Origin of the sequence: Undibacterium sp. FT79W (assembly GCF_014284215.1) — a bacterium.
Lineage (GTDB): Bacteria > Pseudomonadota > Gammaproteobacteria > Burkholderiales > Burkholderiaceae_D > Undibacterium > Undibacterium aquatile.
In genome coordinates, this window is the sequence record NZ_JACOGB010000011.1 from 22,889 (window position 1) to 44,899 (window position 22,011).

Here is a 22,011-nt window from a genome sequence, read left to right on the forward strand (position 1 = left end):
AGTGTGATTTTTCACACTGCGCTTTTTACATGCTGAACCAGATTGAGCCAGATTATTTCTGACGCAATCTGGCGGCTGCTTCACGCAGCATATTTTCTGTCGTGCTCCAGTCCACACAGGCATCGGTGACGGAACAGCCGTATTTCAGTTGCGATAAATCGGCAGGAATCGCCTGATTACCCGCGACGATATTCGATTCGATCATCACGCCGACGATAGCGTCATTGCCGTTGGCGATCTGGTTCACCACATCCGCCATCACCAGTGGTTGCAATTCCGGCTTTTTGAAGCTGTTGGCATGTGAGCAGTCAACCACGATGTTCGGCGGCAGTTTCGCTTTCACCAGTGCCTGCTGCGCCATCGCTACCGACACCGTATCGTAGTTAGGACGATCACCGCCGCCACGCAACACGACATGGCCATATTGATTGCCGCTGGTGCGTACTATCGACACCTGACCCTGACTGTTGTAGCCGAGGAAGGAATGTGGATGCGAGGCGGACAGAATCGCATTGATCGCGATGCTGATGTCACCGTCAGTACCATTTTTGAAACCGACTGGTGTTGACAGACCGGACGACATTTCCCGGTGGGTCTGCGATTCTGTCGTACGTGCGCCAATTGCTGTCCAGGCGATCAGATCACCCAGGTATTGCGGTGAAATCGGGTCGAGTGCCTCGGTGCCGGTAGGCAAACCGAGCTCGCAGACGTCGAGTAAAAAGCGACGCGCTTTTTCCATGCCTTCATCGACACGGAAAGAATCATCCAGATACGGGTCGTTGATGTAACCTTTCCAGCCGGTCGTGGTGCGTGGTTTTTCAAAATAGACACGCATCACCAGCAACATCACATCGCTGACTTCTGCCTGCAACGCTTTCAGACGACGCGCGTAATCCAGACCCGCCACCGGATCGTGAATGGAGCAAGGGCCGACGACGACGAACAGACGTTTGTCTTTGCGATCAAGGATATTGCGCAGGGCTTCGCGGCTTTGTTCGACGACATTACCTGCCGCTTCCGTGAGCGGCAAACGGGCGTGCAGCTCTTCCGGCGCAGGCATGTGATCAAACGAGACGATGTTGATATTTTCGAGTGCGGTAGTAGTCATGTTGGTGTCAGTAGTGAAAAACCTGGAGACTATTATGACTTAATTTGCTGCTCTGCCGCAAAACTTGCCTGTTTTCAGGGCAACGCGGTGTCGAGTGCGTGGCACAATAGTGCTTTGCACTTTTTGAAAATTGGCAATAACAATGCTTAGTCATGATCAGATTCAGGAGTTTCAGACTCAGGGTTTTTTAGTTTTACCAGGATTGGCAACGCCGGATTTTTGCGAACAAGTGATTCGCTTTGCAGAGCAACAATTAGCGGATGATGTACAGCCCATAGAATATGAGGCGGATACCCGCTATCCCGGCGCACCGGCATCGCGCGAAGCCGAAGGTGGGCATACCGCACGCCGTTTGTTGCAGGCGTATGGGCGTGATTCTCTGCTGGCAACATGGGCGACAGGCGCGGCACTGGCGCAGCCATTGTTGCAATTACTTGGCAATGGTGCGCTGATGTCGCAAGCACATCACAATTGCATCATGACGAAACAGCCGCAGTATTCCACGGCAACTGGCTGGCACCGTGACAGCCGCTACTGGCATTTTGCGCGCGCCGAACTGATTTCAGCGTGGCTGGCGTTACGACATGAAACGGTGGAAAACGGATGTCTGCTGGTGATACCGGGATCGCATCAGCTTCAGATAGAGGCGTCGCAATTAGATGCTGCGCAGTTTTTACGTGCTGATTTGCCGCAGAATCAAGCCTTGCTGGCAAAGGCGCGTCCGGTGATTTTGCAGCAAGGCGATGTCTTGCTGTTTCACAGTAATTTGTTTCATGCTGCTGGAAAAAATCTGACCACGGCAGGCAAATTTTCTATGGTGTTCACTTACCGGGATGCGGAAAATGTGCCGGAAGCAGGTTCGCGTTCGGCGAGTTTGCCTGAAATTCTTTTGTGATATAAAAAGTGTATAGTCAGTCTTTGCTGTGATTCAAAGGCCGTTGCAGAATGTTGTTGCATGCAATGGCTTCGTTTCACCTGTCTTACAACCTGAGGAGACACCATGTTATCGAAAATGAAGCTGAGTCTGATTGCGGCAAGCCTGATCACTGGAATCGCGCAGGCACAAACACTGGAATTGCATTTTGTCGATGCGAGCGGCAATCTTGGTACTGCTGGCAAAGTGACACTGGAAGATACTGCCTACGGTTTGCTGATTACACCGGATTTAACTGGTTTGCCAGCCGGTGTGCACGGTTTTCACGTACACGCGAATCCTTCTTGCGCACCTGCGGCAAATAATGGCGTGGCAACCGCCGCGCTGGGCGCCGGAGGGCACTGGGACCCGGAAAAATCAGGCGCGCATCTGGGGCCGTATGGCAAAGGACATAAAGGCGATTTACCAGCGTTGTACGTGAGTGCGGATGGCAAGGCGAATTATCCGGTGCTGGCACCGCGTCTGAAAGCGGCCGATCTGAGCGGACATGCGCTGATGGTGCACGCGGGTGGCGATAATCACAGCGATCATCCTGCGATGCTGGGCGGCGGCGGTGCTCGCATGGCGTGTGGCGTGGTTCCATAAATTGCAAGCGTGTGAACAGCTTTTGTGTCGTGATATAAAAACCTTGCGTCTGACGTGAGGTTTTTTTCTTTGTACTTTATTTTTAATGGTTTTTTATGCTTCTGCGTCTTTGTTTCACTTTGTTGATTCTGGTGACCTTCATTCATCCGGCACAGGCTGTAACGCCTGCAGCGATGCCTGTATTGCAAACCGTCACCGCTTGCGGCAATGACGTACCGCTGAAATTTGATGTGCTGCCGGCGACCAATGCATCGCCGCCGTACTCTGCGGTGATGGTGGTGCATGGCGGTGGCTGGCTCGGTGGTTCCCGTGCGGATTTACACGGTTTGTTGCAGCATTTATCGCGTATGGGTTTTGTCGCGATGAGTGTCGATTACCGCCTGGCACCAGCAGCACGGTTTCCTGCGCAGATAGAGGATGTGAAATGTGCGGTGCGCTGGTTACGCAGCCAAGCAGTTGAGTATCAGATCAATCCAGAGAAAATTGGTGCATTTGGTGTTTCTGCCGGTGCGCACCTGCTCGCACTGGCAGCGGTCACGCCAGGGAGGTGGGACAGCGCTGGTGGTTACAGCGGCGTCAGCAGTCAGTTGCGGTGTGCAGTGTTACACGCGCCCCCGCTGGATTTCCCCAATTGGTGGCAGACTGCCGACCCTGCAATACGTGGCCCCATGTCACCGCGGGTGATGCTGAAATCGTTGCTGGGTGAGGATTTTTCTGCATCGGCGAAGACCTACCAAGACGCCAGTCCTGTCAGTTATATCCCGGCATCAGGCAAGCTGAAAAATAAGTTGCCGCCATTATTGCTGTTGCAGGGCGAGCTGGATGCGACTGTACCTGTGCAACAGGCTAAGGATTTTACAAAGAAAATGAAAGCAGCTGGCGCGGCTGTGGAGTTAATGACGATTGCCGATGCCGATCATTTCGCTTTTGGTTCTCAGGGACGCCAGGTGTCCGCAAAAATTCAGGAGTTTCTCGGAGCTTGTCTGAAATAAAAAAAGGCGCAACAGCGTGAGCTGTATGGCACGTATAGCGCCTTTCGTTTTCATCGCAATGGGCCCTGTATTACAGCTCTAAAGCGATGAGTTCCTGTATGGTCTGACGACGGCGGATTTGCGTGATTTTATCGCCATCGACCAGCACTTCCGGAATCAGCGGACGTGAATTGTAATTCGACGACATGCTGGCACCGTAAGCGCCGGTATCGTGAAAGACAAACAGATCTCCGATTTCGCAGGCGGGTAAATCCTGCGTTATCACGACGCCGCCGTCTTCCTGTGTGAACACATCACCGGATTCGCACAAAGGACCCGCCACCACGGTTGGCTTCAATGCGGTCGTGCGCGGTGTGCCGTCCGCGGTGTGGGCGGTGATGCGATGGAAACTGCCATACATCGCCGGGCGGGCAAGATCATTAAAGCCGGCGTCGACCAGTACAAAGAAATTACTGCCGACTTGTTTTTGCGCACGTAATTCCGAAATCAGGATGCCCGACTGTGCAACCAGAAAACGTCCCGGTTCAATTTCCATACTGATTTTGTGGCCGAGATGCGCTTCAATTTCTTTACGCGCTTTATCCCAGATCTGGAAATAATGATCGGTATCGACCACAGCTTCATCGCCACGATAAGGAATCGATAAGCCGCCGCCGATGGAGATCGCCTGTAAGTCACGATTTGCGGTTTTTACCTGCGCGATCATTGCATCGCAGACGCTTTGCAAGTGGTCGTAATCAACGCCTGAGCCTATATGCATGTGCAGACCCACCAGTTGCAAACCATACTGGTCAATGATCTTCAGTGCATCCGGCAATTCTTCAAACCAGATGCCGTGTTTGCTTTGTTCTCCGCCGGTATTGGTTTTGCGGCTGTGACCATGACCAAAACCGGGATTGATACGCAGCCAGACCGGATGCCCGCGATGTGCCTGTCCAAGCTGTTCCAGCATTTGTGGCGAACCGCAGTTAACGGGAATATTCAGTTCGACCACGCGTTTCAATGCATTGCGATCCAGCAGATCCGCTGTGAACACGATCGGTGCATGGGTCTGATCGGCATTGGCGGTTGGCGCATAACCGGCCGCCAGTGCCCGTTCAACCTCACCGAGAGAAACAGAATCCACCATCACACCTTGTTCGCGCATCAGGCGCAGCAGATGAATATTGCTGGATGCTTTCTGCGCAAATCGGATCACGTCAAACTGTTTAAGACGGGCGATTTGCTGGCGAATGATGCTGGCATCGTATGCCCAGCAAGGGGTGTGGAATTCTGTGGCGATCTGCGCGATCTGGGTGTTGCTGATAGTGGTCGTCATGATGATCTCTTGAACCTTACCGGGTTTAGTGTAAGCTCTACTTTAACAAGCGCTTCGTGATGCTTAAATAGGATTCCATAAGCAATTCAACCGTGATTGATGGAATTCAACGGAAAATTCTTTTGTCTCCTTATGAATCCAAAAATAGATAATTTTGATCAGAAAATCCTGAGTTTATTGCAACAGGATGCACGCATGTCGCATGCGGAAATTGGCCGTCAGGTGCATCTGAGTCAGCCTGCCGTATCCGAACGCATCAAGCGTCTGGAGGCGGCTGAAGTCATACGTGGCTACCGTGCAGACGTGAATCCTAAGGCGCTCGGTTATCAGATTACCGCAATGATACGTTTGTCGACGCAGCAGGGCAGACCTTACGCTCAGTATGTCGCATCTTGTCCAGAAATTATCGATTGTTATACGGTTACCGGCGAAGACGGTGCAGTGATGCGTGTGCTGGCAACTGATGTGGAGCATTTGCAGCGCATTATCAATGAGCTCAATGCCTTCGGATCGACATCAACGGCGATCGTGCTGACGACGCATGTCGCCGGAAAGACGATTACTGCACCTGTCCATGAAGGAGGCTGAGATGAAAAATAAGAGATTTTCCGGTACGACAGCTGCGTGTATCAAACGTATCGGCGCAGGATTGTTGGCTGGTAGCGTAAGCCTTCAGGCTGGCGCCGCAGAGCAGGACGATGCGCCGATCACACCGTATCGGCCATCGGTATCGAACTCGGCACAATTGCCGTTTCCAGGTCAGCTCGAAGCGGAGTTCGGTGTTTTATCCGGTAAATCGGGAGACGCCCGGCGTGACAGTTTGCCCTCATTGTTGAAACTGGCTTTTTCCGAGCAGTGGGGCATCTTATTGGGCGGTGATCTTCGTGTTATGAATGACGATGGCGCCGGGACGCGTGTGCGTGGCATGGGTGACGTGAATCTGGTGTTGAAGCGGGCGTTTGTGATCGACAGCGACACTGCTTTCGGATTGGAGCTGGGCGTGAAACTGCCAACCGCAAAACAAGCGATAGGTACAGAAAAACGCGATTACACCCTGAACGGTATTTACAGCAAAGACCTGGGCGACTGGCATCTGGATCTGAATGCGAACGCGACGAAAATGGGATGGGCAGATGACGGCGTGTCCCGCTGGCAAACCGGTCTGTCTTCGGCTTTTTCATATAGCCTCAGCGAGGCTCTGGGTGTCACTGCTGAGTGGTCGGGAACGAAAAGTAAAGGCAGTCAGCCGCAAAATCAGATCTTGCTGGCGCTGACTTACAGTCCGAACAAACGTTTGACTTTTGATATAGGGTTGAGCAAAGGCATCAGCGCCACTGCGACCGACCGCGCTTTCTTTGCGGGCGTTGTTGTGCCGATTGCCAGATTATTTTAGCTGCAGGAGTGTAGCCGTTTGATGAAGGTCAGACACAGGGCAGTCAATCCGGCGCTACATGGATGACACGCTGCCGACATCACGCTTAAACCGTATAATGCCCGCTTATCTCTGAACTATTGAGGAAGTCCCATGTTGGCACCGTCTTCTCCACGTAAATTCGCTTTGTTTGCCGCTATCGCAGCGATAGCACTGGCTGTGCTTGGTTTTCTCTTTTACCAGTCGGTCGCTGCCAAACCCGCGATGCCACAAGTGACGTTCACCAATCTGAAAGGCGACAAATTGACGACGCAGGATTTGCGCGGCAAAGTCGTTATGGTGAATTTCTGGGCGACTTCCTGTTCTACTTGTATCGCTGAGATGCCACGCATGATAGAGACCTATAACAAGTACAACAAGCAAGGTCTGGAATTTGTTGCGGTGGCAATGAGCTACGATCCGCCGAATTATGTGGTCAATTATGCTGAGACCCGGCAACTGCCATTTCACGTTGCACTGGATGTGCAGGGCAAGTTGGCGCAGGCTTTCGGCGATGTAAAGCTGACGCCGACTACCTATGTTATCGACAAGCAGGGCAATGTTTTAAAACGTTATGTCGGTGAGCCTTCATTCACTGAATTGCATGGTTTGTTGGAAAAAGCTTTAGCTGGTTGATCTTCATCTGAGACACAGCTCAGGACAAACGGCGCTGTCTGTATCGGTATGCTTTGGCTGCTGCAATCAGGCCGATACAAAACAGAGCCGCTGCGGCGCTGGTCAGCACTTCGGGTAAAGCCGGTTGTCCGAAGTGAAACAGTGCACTGATCGCCGGTATACTCAGCGCAAGTAGCAAGATTGCTGAGGCCGTAGCGACCACCCACCACAATGCCGGATTTGGCAAACGCAGACTGTGGATGATGTCTGACGACACACTGCGATGAATAAAAATCAAACCGATATTTCCTATCACCATTGCCGTGAACGCCAGGGCGCGGGCTTCTCCGGTATTTGGATAATGCTGTAATGCATAGCCATAGATACCAAGCACCGTCAGTAGTAACGCCGTGCCATGTAACAAGCCGGTGCGCAGTACTGCTGCATCAAAAATACTGGCGTTGACGGAACGCGGTGGTCTGCGCATGACATCGGGCTCTTCCGATTCCGCCTCGAACACCAGTGAACAGGTCGGGTCAATAATCAGTTGCAGCACCATAATATGCACGGGCAACAGCACCAGCGGCCAGCCTGCAAGCACCGGAATCAGCGACATGCCGATCACCGGAATGTGCACAGCAATGATGAAACGAATGGTTTTGCGTAAATTATCGAAGATGCGCCGTCCTGAGCGTATGGTCGCCACGATCGCTGTAAAGTCGTCATCAAGTAATACCAGTGCAGCCGACTCACGCGCTACATCTGTGCCGCGCTTGCCCATGGCGATACCGATATGGGCGGCCTTTAATGCAGGCGCATCATTGACGCCATCACCGGTCATCGCGACGATCTCGCCATTCTTTTTCAGCACGTTGACCAGTCTTAGTTTTTGCTCTGGCGATACGCGGCAAAAGATACTCGTTGTCTTGATGCGTTGGCTGAGTTCGGCATCGTCAATCGCAGTTAATTCGGCGCCGGTCATGATGCCGGAGGATGTTGCAAAGCCACATTGTTGAGCGATGTTTTGCGCGGTAGCAGGATAGTCGCCGGTAATCATGATGACTCTGATGCCAGCAGTCTGGCAATCCTGTATCGCCGCGGGTACGCCAGCGCGGATCGGATCAGCGAGTGCGATCAGGCCGATGAACTCAAACTCGAAATCATGCTGGATAGGCGGCAGTTTATTATCAGTATTTTCAGTTGCAGACAGTGATACCGGGCTGAATTGCGCTTTGGCGACTCCGAGTACGCGTAAGCCTTGCTTCGCCAGCAGATCGACTTCCTTGTGCAATGCGTTTATTTGCTCAACGCTGAGATGACAAAGATCGGCAATCGCTTCGGGCGCGCCTTTGCTGGCGATCACAAAATGTGCCTGATCGGCCGATTGCCATACGCGTGACATCGCCAGTAACTCTTTTGAGAGCGGATATTCATCAACCAGCGTCCAGCTATCGTGCAGATGTTCGGTTTGCCCCAACATTGATTTTCCGAATTCCTGAATCGCCACTTCCATAGGATCAAATGGCGAGCGATGACTGGCCAGAATCGCGTATTCCAGTACTTCGTGAAACTCTTCTTCCAGTACCTGCGGCTGCTTCGCATCGGGCACGGTACAGCAATAGTGGCTGCCTTGCGCAAACAGGCGCGCAACGGCCATTTTGTTTTGTGTCAGCGTGCCGGTTTTATCGACGCACAGCACAGTTGTTTCACCGAGCATCTCAATTGCCGGTACGCGGCGGGTCAACACTCTTTGTCGGGCAATTCTCCAGGCACCGAGTCCCAGAAAAAGAGCCAGCACGACGGGTAATTCTTCCGGAATCAGCGCCATGGCAAACGTGATACCGACCAGTATGCCATTCAACCAGTCGTGGCGGCTGATGCCATAGAAAATGGTCAGCAGCAGTGCGACAGCCAGACTGGCAAAGGCGATCATTTTGACGACTTTGTCCATCTCAGTCTGCACGCGCGTTGGTTCCTGTTGCACGCTGGCCAGAGCTTGTCCGATTTTTCCTATCGCCGTGCGGCTGCCAGTCGCCATCACGCGCGCAATGCCGTTGCCTTGCACCACTAGTGATCCGGAAAACACAAAAGGCATGTGTTCGCCGCCAGCTTGTCCCATTGTGAGCGGCGCCGGCTTTGCCACTGTTTTTCCGACAGCTAAAGATTCACCGGTCAGCAAGGATTCGTCCACGCTCATATTCATGCACGACAGCAATATGGCATCAGCAGTGACACGGTCGCCTTCAGATAAAACCAGCAAATCACCGCAAACGACGTCCCGGCTGGCGATGTTTTGCTGTCTGCCGTCGCGTATCACGATGGCTCGTGGGCTGGATAAGTCACGCAGTGCTTCGAGTGCACGTTCGGTTTTATGTTCCTGAAACAGACTGATGCTGACGATGATCAGGATAAAAAATACCAGTACGACAGCGCCGTGTGTATCGCCAAGAATCAGATAGACACCACCACAGGCAAACAGCAACAGCAGCATGGGCTCACTGATGACTTTCCATATCATATTGGCGATGTTGCGCGGTCTGGCGGAGGGTAATTCATTGGCGCCCTCTGCCGTCAGCCGGGCGGCGGCTTCCGTAGCGCTAAGACCGGTCATTGCGTTCACTTCGGATACCATGTACTGAACCTTTTCACGTGAGCTGGCAGGTGAGGAGTATGCAAAAAACACATGCTCATAGTAGCAAACAAACTCGCCAGATAAGCTTGTGCAAGAGCAAGTCCGGCGACTGATTTGCAATGGCTTGCAAGCGACTGTCGCATTATGAAGCGTCGCAATGGACTGAGATCCGGTGCTTATTAGTCGAAAATATTATAGAAAAAAATTTCTAGACAAAAGTTTCTAGAACATTTATTCTGCATTCATTCCTGATTTCGAAGTTATTCATGAACTCCGTTCCTAAATCTGTATCGTCCACATCCGCCATCCCCAAGCCCACAGCCTCGGAGCTGAATTTGCTTAAGATACTGTGGCAGCAGGGCCCGATGAATGCCAAACAGGTACATGAGGCTGCCCATGCGGAACGTCCTGACCTCGCCTATGCGACGGTATTGCGCCATCTGCAAATCATGCATGGGAAGGGTATTTTGACCCGCGATGAAAGCCAGCGATCGCACGTATATGCACCGTCACAAGAACAAGACTCACTGCAAACTAATCTGCTCAAGGATCTGATACAGAAAGTCTTTGCCGGTTCTGGCAAGGCGCTGGTACTGGCAGCCCTACGTGGTCATGTCAGCGCCGCAGAACGCAAAGAGATAGAGCAAATTCTGCAGGAAGAAAAGAAATCATGATATCCGCAGACATCATGACGCGCAGCATGAGTGAGGTATTGGGCTGGCCTTTACTCAATTTCGTCTGGCAGGGCGCTTTGATCGCCAGCATCAGCGCTATCCTGTTTGCGCTATGCCGCAATGCCCGCCCGCATTTACGTTATCTGATTGCCTGTATCGCCATGTTGCTGTGCCTGTTATGGCCATTGCTGAGCATTGTCCAGCAATGGCAGGCGCCTCAAACGCTCAGTCTGGAGGCGGCATTACAACTGGCAACAAACACGGCCATCGCTCTGGATCTGGTGTGGATAAAAGAAAGCGCTTTTGTTGCGGGAATCGGCGCCTGCCTGCCCTTTATCGTCAGTGTCTGGAGTCTCGGCGTCGCGATCATGATGCTACGCCTTGGGCTGGGTTTGCTATGGGTACACAAGCTGGGAGCGCAGCATGCGACGGGCACCTTAGCTGACGCGTCATCAACATGGCAGTGTCGCGCCAATCGACTGGCGCACAAATTTGGTATCCAACGTCAGGTAACGCTGCAATTTCGCCAGCAATTATTCAGCCCCATTACTTACGGTTGTTTCAAACCGGTGATACTCATGCCTGCGTCGCTGCTGAGCGGTATGTCATACGACATGATAGAAGCCTTGCTGGCACACGAGCTTGGTCATATCAAACGCTGGGATTACGCCGTCAATTTATTGCAAAATCTGGTCTTGTCGTTGCTGTTCTACCATCCTGCTGTCTGGTGGTTATCACGGCGCATCAATACAGAAAGAGAATTGATTGCCGATGACCTTGCAATCAGTGCCGTTGGTCACGCCCGCCCTTTGGCGTGTGCATTGCAAGCGCTGGATAAACTCGAGTCAGGTGTGCTTTACCGCCCCGGGCTCGCTGCGAATGGCGGTGACCTGCTGTCACGTATCAGACACCTGATACGTCCTGACGCGCAACCATGGCACTGGAAAATGGCGAGCCCCGTATTGGGTATCGGAATGGCATTGCTGCTGTTGATGCAGATGCCGATGATGGCAACGGCGGATGTGACTATGCCAGTACATCATGCCGTGCCGACCGCAATCGATGGTAATGTCAGCAACGCCAATACTGATAACAACGCTGCTAACAACGCTGCACCTCGCAGAACAGTATATGTCCGCACCCAGTCTGAACATGTGCTTGTGCTGGACGAGCAAACCGGGCAGGTATTGATGGACAAAGATGCGGACGCGATTGTGCCTATCGCCTCTATCTCCAAACTGATGACGGCCATGCTGATTGTCGACGCCGGTTTAGATCGACAGGAGAAAATCACCATCACAAAAGACGATGCTGCAGTCTGGAATACCCGTCAGATTATGCTGAAGCCCGGTCAGGTACTGACGCGGCAAAGCTTGCTGGAACTGGCGCTGACCGCCTCCAGCAATATCGCTGCAAAGGCGCTGGCCAGAACTTATCCCGGTGGCGAGCCCGCATTTATCGATGCCGCACAAAAGAAAATAAGTCAGCTCAAGCTACAGCAAACACAATTGGTCGAAGCGACCGGTATTTCAAGCCAGAATCGCTCCAGTGCTAAAGACATTGCCAGACTGGTGATGGCCGCGGCTGCGTATCCTGAGTTAAGCCGCCAGAGCAGTCGTAGCGAAGGTGCTGTTTTCATCGACGGCACGCTGCAAAAATACCAGAGTAGCAATGCCCTGACGGCCAACCAGGATTGGAACATCAGTCTGTCCAAAACTGGCTATTCCAAAGCGGCTGGTCGCTGTCTGGCCATGCGTATGAATATCGGAGGCAAGCCTGTCGTCATGGTATTGCTGAATGCCAGAAACCTTGATGCGCGCGATGGTGATGTGATGAATATACGGGCTGCCATGCTACCGACCACAGCCAGCTAAGCAGGTTTTAGTCAGTCAGGTTCGCTGGCTGACGCTATCTCCCCCCATGCCTTACATATTGCGCCCCGAGCGGTGCAAGGACAGGGCACGTCCACACACAACAAAAGAAAGACACACCATGCAATTTACACGTGAAATTTTCGGCAGTCAGTTGCCGCGATTAAAGGTGCTGGCTGTGGCTGCCATCAGCCTGTTTGCCAGTAAAGCTACGTTCGCACAAGCGACCAGCCAGCAAGTCGACATCACCGGAAAAACAACGGCAGTACGCGAGCGCCAGGACGACATCGGCATGCGCAGCATTTACGGTCGTGACGAGATAGAAAAATACGGCGATACCAATCTTAGCGAAGTGCTGAAACGTTTGCCCGGCATCAGCATCAGTGAAGGCGCGGGAAAAGCGCCTGAAATACGTATGCGTGGCTTAGGCAATGGTTATACCCAGATATTGCTCAATGGTCAGGCCACGCCCAGCGGTTTTTCCATCGATAACATTGCTCCCGACCTGATAGAAAAAATCGAAGTTATGCGCGTCGCCAGTGCTGATATGAGCGCCCAAAGCATCGCAGGCATCATTAACATTGTCCTCAAGAAAAAGAGCAGCAAACAGGCGAGCGAATTTAAGGCCAATGCCAGCCTGCAAGCAAACAGGTTGTCTGGTAATGTGTCCTGGAGCCTTGGGGCGCAGGCTCCGGAAGGATGGGGTGATATTTCTTACGTCTTAGCTGGAAATGCCGAAAGCAATACCAATGATGTCGACATCAGCCTGGCGGAAAACGTCGCTGTTTTTCAGCCTGCAAATGGACAATGGCAAACACAAATCCGCAGGCAACTACAACAAACCCAGCAAAACCGTAAAGATGGCTTAAATTTATCTCCCCGCATCCAATGGAAAATCGATGCAGAAAACAGTCTGAACTGGCAAGGCAACATTAACGCCAGCAGACTGGAACAAGCAAAGCATGAGCAAGACGACAGTGATACGACAGACTTCCCGACGAACAATAGTATCTGGGCGGCGCATGTGCTGACATCGCGCAATGATCTCAGTTGGGAACGTCGTCTCGACGATAGCGCCAAACTCAACATTAACTTTGGATGGAACAGGCTGGAACGTGACGCAAAATTTAAGTTCTGGGGTAAAGATAGTCAGGCGAATTTGCAGGAAATACGCTACGTCAACGGTGCTGCGCTGGAAAATGAATATCGCCTGTCAGGTAAATATCTTGCGCCGTATTCGGCTGACCACGTTGTCAGTCTGGGCTGGGAAGTCAGCCACGCCTTGCGCAATGAAAATCGCCTTGAACGCGATGTGCAGGTAAGCGATAGCAGCGTGATCAGCGATGCGCATTTCTACCAGGCGCGCATCAATAAATTCGCTGCCTACATACAGGATGAATGGCGTATCAATAAAACCTGGTCGGCTTATCTGGGCTTGCGTTGGGAGCGCATTACCAGCGGCAGTAAAGAGTTGCTCGCAGCTGACGGATTTGATTTCAATAATGTTGCGATCATGGCCAGTCCCATACTGCAAACCGTCTGGAAGCAGACAGAACAGACGCAGTGGCGGCTTGCAATGAACCGCAGCTTTAAATTACCCAGCGTTGCCAATCTGGTGCCGCGCCGTTTTCGCGTCGATAACAACAATACTCCGCTTAATGCAGACTTTCAGGGGAATCCACAACTGCGCCCTGAACGTGCGTGGGGCCTTGAGCTGGCGTATGAACATTATTTTGGTAGCACCAGCCTGATCAGTGCGAATCTGTACCGGCGTCAGATTGACGACATTATCATGGAGCAGCTTAGCCAGAGCGGCGGCAGCTGGCTGAATGTGTTGAGCAATCATGGCCGCGCCAGCGTGATGGGTCTGGAAATCGAAGTGAAAACAAAGTTAGCAGAATTATCCAGTCGTTTCCCCGGCATGGAATTGCGCGCAACGCTCAACCGCAATTGGTCAAGGCTGGACAATGTTCCTGGTCCCGATAATCGCTTATCGCAACAAGTGCCTTTGCTGATCAGCACAGGGGCAGATTATCAGCTGCTGCCTCGTTTGCGTATCGGTGGGGACTATCATTTTCAGGCCAGCAATACTACGCGTGAATCAGAATATATGCGGGTTCATCGCAACCCAAAACGTCATCTTGATCTCTATCTGGCCTGGAAGCAAAACCCTCAGAGCCAGCTACGAATGTCTGTCAGCAATGTGCTACAACAGGACAGCGTCGATAGTGACACTTACACCACGCCGACCGCGCGCTGGAGCGACAATAGTCGTCAGCAATCAGCGCGCACATGGCGTCTGGCGTGGGAGCTTAAGTTGTGACCTTGTCTGACAGAGCCCGGAAGCCAGAGATTGATCAGAGTTTCTTCACCAGCACACAGCCAATGGAATAGCCAGCACCAAACGAGCAGATTACGCCCACGCTACCGGCGGTCAGATCATCCTGATATTTGTGGAACGCGATAATCGAACCGGCAGAGGATGTATTGGCGTAAGTGTCGAGTATCGTTGGTGACTCTTCAGGCGTTGCATCGCGGCCCAGTATCATGCGGGAAATCAGCAAGTTCATATTCAAATTTGCCTGATGCAGCCAGAAGCGTTTGACGTCTTGCAAAGGGACACCAGTTGATTCGATAGTGGAAGTGATCGTCGCTGCCGCCATCGGGCACACATCTTTGAATACTTTACGACCTTGCTGACGGAATAATTTGTCTGGTTTGCCGATGCCAGACTCGTCGGCACGGTTCAGGAAACCGAAATTGTTACGGATGTTATTGGAGAACTGAGTTTTCAGTTTCAGGCCAAGGATTTCAAACTGGTGTTTTGATGTTGCCAGATCAGCGCGCTCCAACAAAATAGCAGTACAGCCGTCACCAAAAATAAAGTGGCTGTCGCGGTCACGCCAGTTCAAATGACCACTGGTGATTTCCGGGCTGACGACCAGCACCGCACGGGCTTGTCCGCTTTGGATCGCACTGACCGCGGCCTGAATACCAAACGTCGCAGAAGAGCAGGCGACGTTCATGTCAAAGCCGTAACCGTCAATACCGAGTGCATTCTGAATTTCGACGGCCATCGCCGGATACGCACGTTGCATATTCGATGCGGCGCAGATGACAGCATCAACGTCTGCCGCTGTGCGACCTGCACGCTCCAGCGCCTGATGGCAAGCGGCCATCGCAATTTCACACATCACTGAAGGCTCGTCATCGCTGCGTTCTGGAATACGCGGCACCATGCGTTTCACATCCAGAATGCCATCTTTGTTGATGACGTAGCGTGATTTGATGCCAGATGCTTTTTCTATGAACGCGACCGAAGATTCTTCGAGTGCCGTCACTTCACCGGCGGCGATGGCGGCGGCGTTTTCCTGATTGAATTTCTGTACGTAAGCGTTAAAACAGGCGATCAGTTCTTCGTTGGAGATGGATTCGGAAGGTGTGTAAAGGCCGGTGCCGCTGATGACTACTTTGTTCATCGTTTTCTTTCTTATGCTGGGTGCCGTGTTTCCGCTACGGAATATTGTGCCGGGCGCATGGTGTGCGCTACACCGGTGACGATAATCGGAATATGAGGGATAGCGGCGCCCTAATGTTGGTCATGTGAATGCGTTGTAAGCGCGACGTTGTCGCCCAATTTTACACAAAACTCCGTCAAATTTATCCGATTAGCGATAGAAATAGAGTTTTTATGCTAGCCAGTAGGGTAAAAAATGAATCAAAAACAAGCATTTAACTGTGACGGGAGGGGGCAGTCGACATGGATGAGAGGATGAAGCACTGCGTACACGGTGCTTCATCCCGTCGCAAAATCAGGTGATCAACTGATTTTTATGGTGCAGTAAATGGTCTTCGATAAAGCTGCTGATGAAATAGTACCCGTGATCATAGTTTGCATGCCGACGCAAAGTCAGTGGTTGCCCTGCTTTTTCGCAGGCGGTCGCGAATAAATGCGGGTGTAACTGACTCGCCAGAAACTGATCCGCCTCGCCCTGGTCGATCAGTATGCCTTGTGGAAAAGGTGTCTGCGTTTGTTGTGCCATCAGCAGGCTGGCGTCATGCGCGACCCAGCCGGCATTGTCATTTCCAAGATAGCCCTGAAACGCTTTCTGTCCCCATGCACATTCGGTCGGCGCGGCGATCGGTGCAAAAGCCGACAAACTTTTGTAAATGCCGGGGTGGCGCAAGGCCAGTGTCAGTGCGCCATGTCCCCCCATGGAATGCCCCATGATGCCGAGACGTTCTTGGTCGATGGGTAAGAACTGGGTCAGGAGCGCACGTAGTTCATGGACGATGTAGCTTTCCATGCGGTAGTGCGCACTCCACGGTGCTTCGGTTGCATCCAGATAAAAGCCCGCGCCGACACCAAAGTCCCAGGCGTCGCTGTCACCGGGAATATTCGCACCACGCGGACTGGTATCCGGCGTGATCAGTATCAGCCCTTCACGCGCCGCGACGCGTTGCGCCCCGGCTTTGATCATGAAGGTTTCTTCGGTGCAGGTCAGACCTGCCAGAAAAAATATCGCCGGGCATACAGCGCCTGTCAGTGCCTGCGGCGGCAGGAAAACGGAAAAGCGCATCGGCAGCCCGATTTCTGTTGATGGATGGCGATAAAACTGCTGCAGCCCGCCAAAACACGTGTGTTGGCTCAGCAGTTCCACACCTTCAGGCAGCGCCTTCATCGTGACGTCCGCCATCATCAGTACAGCACAACAGAACGGATAGATTCGCCGCTCTTCATCAGATCAAAACCTTCATTGATCCGTTCCAGCGGCAGACGATGGGTAATCAGATCGTCGATATTCAGCTTGCCTTCCATGTACCAGTCAACGATTTTCGGCACATCGGTGCGGCCGCGGGCACCGCCGAATGCGGAGCCTTTCCATTCGCGTCCGGTGACCAGCTGGAACGGACGGGTGCTGATTTCTGCACCGGCTTCCGCCACGCCGATGATGAAGGATTGTCCCCAGCCTTTGTGGCAGCATTCAAGCGCTTGGCGCATGACCTTGGTATTGCCTATGCATTCAAACGAATAATCGACACCGCCATCCGTCAATTGCGTGATGTGATCCACCACGTTGTCAACTTCATTCGGATTCACAAAGTGCGTCATGCCGAATTTACGTGCCATTTCCTGACGTTTAGGATTGATATCGACACCGATAATTTTGTCGGCACCGACCATTTTGGCGGCCTGAATCACGTTCAGACCAATGCCACCCAGACCGAAGACGGCGACATTCGCACCGGCTTCCACTTTCGCGCTGAATACGACAGCACCAACGCCGGTGGTCACGCCGCAGCCGATGTAGCAGATTTTGTCGAAAGGCGCGTCTTCACGGACTTTGGCGACGGCAATTTCCGGCACGACGATGTAGTTAGAGAACGTCGAGGTGCCCATGTAGTGGAACAGCGGTTTGCCATCTAGCGAAAAGCGCGATGTGGCATCCGGCATCAGACCGCGACCCTGAGTCGAGCGTATCGCCTGACAAAGATTGGTTTTGCGTGACAGGCAGAATTTGCATTGACGGCATTCTGGCGTGTACAACGGAATCACATGATCGCCTTTGCGCACGCTGGTAACGCCCGGGCCGGTATCAACAATGATGCCGGCACCTTCATGGCCCAGAATCGCCGGAAACAGGCCTTCAGGATCGGCGCCGGACAGCGTGTAGTAATCGGTGTGGCAGATACCGGTGGCTTTGACTTCGATCAGGACTTCACCTGCACGTGGTCCTTGCAGATCGACTTCTTCTATCGTCAACGGTGCTCCGGCTTTCCAGGCAATGGCGGCTTTGGTTTTCATGTTAATCCTTTAAGGAGGGAGCGCCGGGAATGGCGCTCTTCAGATGATGTGATGCCGCAGATTGTCGTGGATAGCACGCGCGCTTGCATCGCTTATCGCGTAGTGTGGCGGAAAACAGCTGAAGAATGGCTGAAAATGACGGTAATCGTGATCGCGTTTATCATGTCGTCGTTTCATTCACCGGATGTCCTTCATGAAGTCAGAAAAACGCCACTTGCCGAGAACCGTGGATATTGTGGTTTATCCCGGTTTTAAATCACTGGAAGCCATCGGTCCTATGTCCGTTTTTGAATATGCGAATATTCATTTGCAGCGACAGGGCAAGCCTGCAGCATATGACGTAAAGATTGCCGCTGCTCAGATTGGCATGGTGCGTTCCGATACGCTGATGTGTCTGGATGCGACCAAGGTGTTGAATACCTTGGCGCTGCCTGACGACGCGATTATCGTCGGCTCCCGTCATATCAATGCTGCGCTGCTGGAAAACCCGGCAATTATTGATTGGGTATCGGCGGTTGCGCCAAAGGTAAACCGGCTGGCGGCCTTATGTTCTGGTGCATTTTTTCTGGCGCAGGCGGGGCTGCTGGATCGCAAACATGCGACGACGCACTGGAGCGTTGCCGCGCAATTGCAGCAGGATTTCCCCGCGGTTCAGGTGGATGCGGATGCGATTTTTATCCGCAGTGGCAATCTCTGGACCTCAGCCGGTGTTACTGCAGGAATAGATCTGGCACTCGCATTTGTTGAGGCCGATTGCGGTCATGCACTGGCGCTGGAAGTCGCGAGCGACATGGTCGTGTATCTGAAGCGACCGGGTGGGCAATCCCAGTTCAGCACGCATTTATTGAGTCAGAAAACAGCGCAATCGAATATCCGCGATGTGCAGCAGTGGATTATGGCGAATCTGCATCAACGCTTACCAGTTGCGCAATTGGCTAAGATGGCGGGGATGAGTCTGCGCAATTTCAGTCGCTTGTTTCAACAGGAAGTCGGTGTCAGTACCCTGGAATTTATCGAAGCAGCGCGTGTCGAATTTGCCTGTCAATTATTGGCAGACAATGCGGAAAAAAATGCGCCCGTTAAAGCCATTGCAGCGCGTTGCGGCTTTTCCAGCGACGATCATTTGCGTCGCGTATTTCAAAAACGTTTGTGTTGTTCGCCGACAGATTATCGCGCCCGACTGCGTGCGACGAAGTGATCACATTGCCATATAACGACCCGGGCGGTGATTCAGACTGATAGCCAGATTCAGAGCAAAAGCACCGAGTATTGAGGCTGCCAATGCAAGTGGCGTGACGACAGCGAGTGACGCTAGCACAATGACGAAGTCCAGCCCCATTTGTATTTTTCCGGCACGGATACCGCGCGTCTGTTGCAGGTACAGCGCCAGAATATTAATCCCACCAAGGCTGGCCTGATGGCGGAACAAAACGATAAATCCAACGCCCATCAGTAAGCCACCAATCAGGGCAACATAAAACGGCGTCAGCATATTCACATCGACCAGATGTACCAGTTTCGGATGCAGCCCGGAAAATAAAGACACCAACGCGACCGAGCAAAACGTCTTGAGCGTAAAACGCCATCCCATACGTTTGAGAGCCAGCCAGTAAAACGGCAAATTCACCAGAAAAAAGACAGTGCCGAATGACAAGCCTGTGCGGTAATGAATCAGGAATGCCAGCCCAGCTGTGCCGCCGGTCAGTAACCCAACCTGATTGAAGAGCGCGATCCCTAGCGAGACAAATAACGTGCCGGTCAGAATCGCCAGCACGTCTTCCAGTAAACTGTGCGGAATAAAGCGTTTAGATGGTGTGGGCTGCGTTGACATGATGGGATGCGTCGGAACCGGGAAGGACGCTTATTGTACCTGCTGATCAGGCTCTCGCAGCAGTATCATGAAGGCAGATAACTGCTGCGAGCCGGATACTTGAGTTGTATCAATAACAGACCCAGACGAGACGCCTTAATGTTGCTGATCGCGTTGTTCTGGCGCTTGATTTTCCGGGTGTTGCTCTTTGCCCGGAAAGAAAAAATCTCTGCCACCGGAACGGAACCTGCGCCACAACAAATGCACCAGGGTACTACCGCGACCAAAGCTGACGCGGCGCGAACGCAGCGCAACCAGCATTGCCAGACTGAAACTGACGCCAAGATTGACGATGCCGATTAACAAAATGCCGAGTAATGAATACAGAGCCAGTTGCCAGCTTATATGGTGATCCAGACCGACCAGTGCAAAAGCAAAATTGGCACTGGAAAAAGTGATGTGGCGAATATCAACCGGCAGCCCGAAGAAAACGCCTAACTGACCTATCGTGCCTAGCATGATGCCGAAGAAGAAATTTCCGGCCAGTGCGCCCAGATTGTCACCGATGTAATCAGTGATGCGGTGCAGACGTTCTTCACCGAATATTTTTCGTGGCCAGGCAAGTTGGCGTAAGCGGGCGGGGATATGCCCATAACTGGCTTTATTATCGTAGTAGCCTGAAATTAATCCCGATAAAAATAAGCAGACGCCGGCAATCGCTGCATGAGGCAGTGCGAGGCTATTGAGCGGATCAAGATCGTGCAGCAGATGTTCGGCTTTTTCCGGCGTGACCAAATGGCTGCCGGTCATCCAAAGCCAGACCCACGCAATGACGTAGGCCGTCGGTATCGCTAAGCCGATATTGCCTATGATGGCAATGAACTGTGAGCGGAAGACGCGCACGATCAGCTCGACCAGCTCATCGAGCTTTTGTTTGCCTTCATCGATCGCACGGGCGATCAGCGCTGCAGTCATCGCCGGTTGTTTGGTCGCAATCGTAAAATGCAGTACATGTACCAACATGAAACCCGTTGAATAATTCAGGCTGTAGAGAACCGCATACCCAAACGGGGCAAGCGCTAATTTACTGAACAGAATTTTTATCGTTGCCATGAAGCCGACGATAAAGCCTGCGCCGAGCGCCGAGCGCAGCATCGCCATCCATTCACTGCGATTATTGGTCACATAATGTTCACCGCTTTTCCCGGCGCGTTCGGTCACTTGCAGCGATAGTAATTCGGTATTCGTTTGCATCAGGTCGGTCAGGCTGTGACGTTTGTTGTCGGCACTGACGAGCTCTTTGAATAAGCGTATGGCTATTGAGGACACTTCGTTGGCGTCCGTGCTGTCGAGTAAATCCAGCAGACTGCGTAACCTGTGCATGCTTTGCGTCAGGCGCAACAGTAAGCGGGTCAGGCTGACAGAAACCCCTGCGACAGCTGCAGTTTTCCGTATCCGGTTGACGATATCATCACACTGCGACAATAAGACTTCGATATGTTTATTGTCTTCACGTGCCGTTGTGCAGTCGTTTAACCACGTGCGATAGCTGATCACGTAATTATTGATCTCATCATTTTGCCGGAGAAACGGCGACTCGAATCTTTCGATCTCAGGATAATTACGTACCAGCTCTGCTTCCAGTCCGATATTGGTTATCCGGTATGACAATACCTGTACGGCGCTCAAAATTTCGTTGGTCAACGCCGCATGTGCTTGTCGTGCCTTCGAGGTACGAAAACCGATACTGTCGATCAGATCTTGCCAGGTATTTTCATCCAACTCGTTGACCCAGATGTGATCGGAAGGATGATCAAAGATTTGCCCGAAAATGTCTTTCACATAATCATTGTTGACTAATGGCGGAAGAAATTTATTGATCAATCTTTGCCAGGCGGCGCCCCAGAAGCCGTTGTTCAAGGTGATGCCGGTGTCCGTCAGTAAATGGACCAGAGTGCGGGTGCTGATGACTTGTAGCACGTATTCGCGCAGCGCCTTGCGCCATGCCGGATGCTGGCGTAACACAAAGCACAGCGCGCGTATGTTATCGGTGGCTCTTTGCTTGTCGGTTGCTTGCCGTGGCCGTATTTGTGCCACTAAGCGGCGCAGCGGGCTGATGTCGTTATATGCAGGTGTTAATGCAAGGCTGGACTTTATGTCTGCCAGAATCATATCGAAAGACATGTGATTCTCCTTAATTTTTTTGCTGACAACTTGTAGCGTACTTTGCACGATTTGTCATGTTGCCGGGTTCA

Annotated in this window: 18 protein-coding genes; 10 read left to right on the plus strand and 8 right to left on the minus strand. The window is 52.3% G+C overall.

All coding sequences use genetic code 11. The features are described 5' to 3' along the window. Positions 1–52 precede the first annotated feature (52 nt). On the minus strand, positions 53–1,108 hold the full coding sequence (locus H8K38_RS17280) for a 3-deoxy-7-phosphoheptulonate synthase (RefSeq protein WP_186886096.1): 1,056 nt from the start codon (positions 1,106–1,108) through the stop codon (positions 53–55). Positions 1,109–1,250: 142 nt separating this feature from the next. Here H8K38_RS17280 and H8K38_RS17285 point away from each other — a divergent pair, with 142 nt between their 5' ends. The 3 genes from H8K38_RS17285 (at position 1,251) to H8K38_RS17295 (ending at position 3,619) form a co-directional block, all read left to right on the plus strand. Then, positions 1,251–2,003 (plus strand): phytanoyl-CoA dioxygenase family protein, encoded by a 753-nt coding sequence (locus tag H8K38_RS17285; RefSeq protein ID WP_186886097.1) that lies wholly within the window; start codon positions 1,251–1,253, stop codon positions 2,001–2,003. 105 nt (positions 2,004–2,108) lie between these two features. After that, a complete protein-coding gene (gene sodC, locus H8K38_RS17290; protein WP_370587114.1) occupies positions 2,109–2,627 on the plus strand; it encodes a superoxide dismutase [Cu-Zn] SodC in 519 nt (172 codons plus the stop codon). A gap of 95 nt (positions 2,628–2,722) precedes the next feature. Continuing rightward, entirely contained in the window at positions 2,723–3,619 is an 897-nt protein-coding gene (locus H8K38_RS17295) for an alpha/beta hydrolase (RefSeq protein ID WP_186886098.1), read from the plus strand. Positions 3,620–3,689: 70 nt separating this feature from the next. Here H8K38_RS17295 and lysA read toward each other — a convergent pair whose 3' ends face one another. Then, positions 3,690–4,937: a diaminopimelate decarboxylase gene (gene lysA / locus H8K38_RS17300; RefSeq protein WP_186886099.1), complete on the minus strand. Its 1,248-nt coding sequence runs from the start codon at positions 4,935–4,937 to the stop codon at positions 3,690–3,692. A 132-nt stretch (positions 4,938–5,069) separates the two neighbouring features. On the opposite strand from lysA, the gene H8K38_RS17305 reads away from it, so the two are divergent. The 3 genes from H8K38_RS17305 to H8K38_RS17315 all read left to right on the plus strand — a co-directional run bounded on the left by H8K38_RS17305 (position 5,070) and on the right by H8K38_RS17315 (position 6,984). Continuing rightward, a complete protein-coding gene (locus H8K38_RS17305) occupies positions 5,070–5,525 on the plus strand; it encodes an Lrp/AsnC family transcriptional regulator (RefSeq protein WP_186886100.1) in 456 nt (151 codons plus the stop codon). A gap of 1 nt (position 5,526) precedes the next feature. Beyond that, positions 5,527–6,330 (plus strand): transporter, encoded by an 804-nt coding sequence (locus H8K38_RS17310; protein WP_186886101.1) that lies wholly within the window; start codon positions 5,527–5,529, stop codon positions 6,328–6,330. A 132-nt stretch (positions 6,331–6,462) separates the two neighbouring features. After that, entirely contained in the window at positions 6,463–6,984 is a 522-nt protein-coding gene (locus H8K38_RS17315) for a TlpA disulfide reductase family protein (protein ID WP_186886102.1), read from the plus strand. Between the two features lie 19 nt (positions 6,985–7,003). Here the strand turns inward: H8K38_RS17315 and H8K38_RS17320 are convergent, their stop codons facing one another. After that, on the minus strand, positions 7,004–9,574 hold the full coding sequence (locus H8K38_RS17320) for a cation-translocating P-type ATPase (protein WP_255423058.1): 2,571 nt from the start codon (positions 9,572–9,574) through the stop codon (positions 7,004–7,006). Between the two features lie 287 nt (positions 9,575–9,861). On the opposite strand from H8K38_RS17320, the gene H8K38_RS17325 reads away from it, so the two are divergent. The 3 genes from H8K38_RS17325 (at position 9,862) to H8K38_RS17335 (ending at position 14,463) form a co-directional block, all read left to right on the plus strand. After that, positions 9,862–10,269, plus strand: a complete 408-nt coding sequence (locus tag H8K38_RS17325) for a BlaI/MecI/CopY family transcriptional regulator (protein ID WP_186886104.1) — start codon at positions 9,862–9,864, stop codon at positions 10,267–10,269. Beyond that, the gene (locus tag H8K38_RS17330; protein WP_186886105.1) at positions 10,266–12,143 is read left to right on the plus strand and encodes a M56 family metallopeptidase; all 1,878 of its coding nucleotides are present in this window, start codon (positions 10,266–10,268) and stop codon (positions 12,141–12,143) included. Before H8K38_RS17325 ends, H8K38_RS17330 begins: the two co-directional genes overlap by 4 nt. A gap of 118 nt (positions 12,144–12,261) precedes the next feature. After that, positions 12,262–14,463, plus strand: a complete 2,202-nt coding sequence (locus tag H8K38_RS17335; RefSeq protein WP_186886106.1) for a TonB-dependent siderophore receptor — start codon at positions 12,262–12,264, stop codon at positions 14,461–14,463. A gap of 34 nt (positions 14,464–14,497) precedes the next feature. Here H8K38_RS17335 and H8K38_RS17340 read toward each other — a convergent pair whose 3' ends face one another. From H8K38_RS17340 to H8K38_RS17350, 3 genes are all read right to left on the minus strand, one after another. Beyond that, positions 14,498–15,619 (minus strand): beta-ketoacyl-ACP synthase III, encoded by a 1,122-nt coding sequence (locus H8K38_RS17340; protein WP_186886107.1) that lies wholly within the window; start codon positions 15,617–15,619, stop codon positions 14,498–14,500. A 333-nt stretch (positions 15,620–15,952) separates the two neighbouring features. Further along, positions 15,953–16,840 carry an S-formylglutathione hydrolase gene (gene fghA, locus H8K38_RS17345; protein ID WP_304941563.1) on the minus strand — a complete coding sequence of 296 codons (888 nt, stop codon included), beginning with the start codon at positions 16,838–16,840 and terminating at the stop codon, positions 15,953–15,955. Beyond that, positions 16,840–17,946, minus strand: coding sequence for an S-(hydroxymethyl)glutathione dehydrogenase/class III alcohol dehydrogenase (locus tag H8K38_RS17350; RefSeq protein WP_186886108.1), 1,107 nt, complete (start codon positions 17,944–17,946; stop codon positions 16,840–16,842). Before H8K38_RS17350 ends, fghA begins: the two co-directional genes overlap by 1 nt. Before the next feature lie 193 nt (positions 17,947–18,139). Between H8K38_RS17350 and H8K38_RS17355 the strand changes: the two genes are divergently transcribed. Beyond that, positions 18,140–19,144, plus strand: a complete 1,005-nt coding sequence (locus tag H8K38_RS17355; protein WP_186886109.1) for a GlxA family transcriptional regulator — start codon at positions 18,140–18,142, stop codon at positions 19,142–19,144. Here H8K38_RS17355 and H8K38_RS17360 read toward each other — a convergent pair whose 3' ends face one another. Then, on the minus strand, positions 19,145–19,777 hold the full coding sequence (locus tag H8K38_RS17360; protein ID WP_186886110.1) for a YitT family protein: 633 nt from the start codon (positions 19,775–19,777) through the stop codon (positions 19,145–19,147). A gap of 135 nt (positions 19,778–19,912) precedes the next feature. Further along, on the minus strand, positions 19,913–21,940 hold the full coding sequence (locus H8K38_RS17365; protein WP_186886111.1) for a site-specific recombinase: 2,028 nt from the start codon (positions 21,938–21,940) through the stop codon (positions 19,913–19,915). Positions 21,941–22,011 lie beyond the last annotated feature (71 nt).

Coding starts and splice junctions, on each gene's coding strand:
- sodC (WP_370587114.1), top strand. CDS start 2,109: ATGTTATCGAAAATGAAGCTGAGTCTGATTGCGGCAAGCCTGATCACT.
- H8K38_RS17320 (WP_255423058.1), bottom strand. CDS start 9,574: ATGACCGGTCTTAGCGCTACGGAAGCCGCCGCCCGGCTGACGGCAGAG.
- H8K38_RS17335 (WP_186886106.1), top strand. CDS start 12,262: ATGCAATTTACACGTGAAATTTTCGGCAGTCAGTTGCCGCGATTAAAG.
- H8K38_RS17330 (WP_186886105.1), top strand. CDS start 10,266: ATGATATCCGCAGACATCATGACGCGCAGCATGAGTGAGGTATTGGGC.
- H8K38_RS17295 (WP_186886098.1), top strand. CDS start 2,723: ATGCTTCTGCGTCTTTGTTTCACTTTGTTGATTCTGGTGACCTTCATT.
- H8K38_RS17360 (WP_186886110.1), bottom strand. CDS start 19,777: ATGTCAACGCAGCCCACACCATCTAAACGCTTTATTCCGCACAGTTTA.
- H8K38_RS17355 (WP_186886109.1), top strand. CDS start 18,140: ATGAAGTCAGAAAAACGCCACTTGCCGAGAACCGTGGATATTGTGGTT.
- H8K38_RS17365 (WP_186886111.1), bottom strand. CDS start 21,940: ATGTCTTTCGATATGATTCTGGCAGACATAAAGTCCAGCCTTGCATTA.
- H8K38_RS17325 (WP_186886104.1), top strand. CDS start 9,862: ATGAACTCCGTTCCTAAATCTGTATCGTCCACATCCGCCATCCCCAAG.
- H8K38_RS17305 (WP_186886100.1), top strand. CDS start 5,070: ATGAATCCAAAAATAGATAATTTTGATCAGAAAATCCTGAGTTTATTG.
- H8K38_RS17310 (WP_186886101.1), top strand. CDS start 5,527: ATGAAAAATAAGAGATTTTCCGGTACGACAGCTGCGTGTATCAAACGT.
- H8K38_RS17285 (WP_186886097.1), top strand. CDS start 1,251: ATGCTTAGTCATGATCAGATTCAGGAGTTTCAGACTCAGGGTTTTTTA.
- fghA (WP_304941563.1), bottom strand. CDS start 16,840: ATGATGGCGGACGTCACGATGAAGGCGCTGCCTGAAGGTGTGGAACTG.
- H8K38_RS17350 (WP_186886108.1), bottom strand. CDS start 17,946: ATGAAAACCAAAGCCGCCATTGCCTGGAAAGCCGGAGCACCGTTGACG.
- H8K38_RS17280 (WP_186886096.1), bottom strand. CDS start 1,108: ATGACTACTACCGCACTCGAAAATATCAACATCGTCTCGTTTGATCAC.
- lysA (WP_186886099.1), bottom strand. CDS start 4,937: ATGACGACCACTATCAGCAACACCCAGATCGCGCAGATCGCCACAGAA.
- H8K38_RS17315 (WP_186886102.1), top strand. CDS start 6,463: ATGTTGGCACCGTCTTCTCCACGTAAATTCGCTTTGTTTGCCGCTATC.
- H8K38_RS17340 (WP_186886107.1), bottom strand. CDS start 15,619: ATGAACAAAGTAGTCATCAGCGGCACCGGCCTTTACACACCTTCCGAA.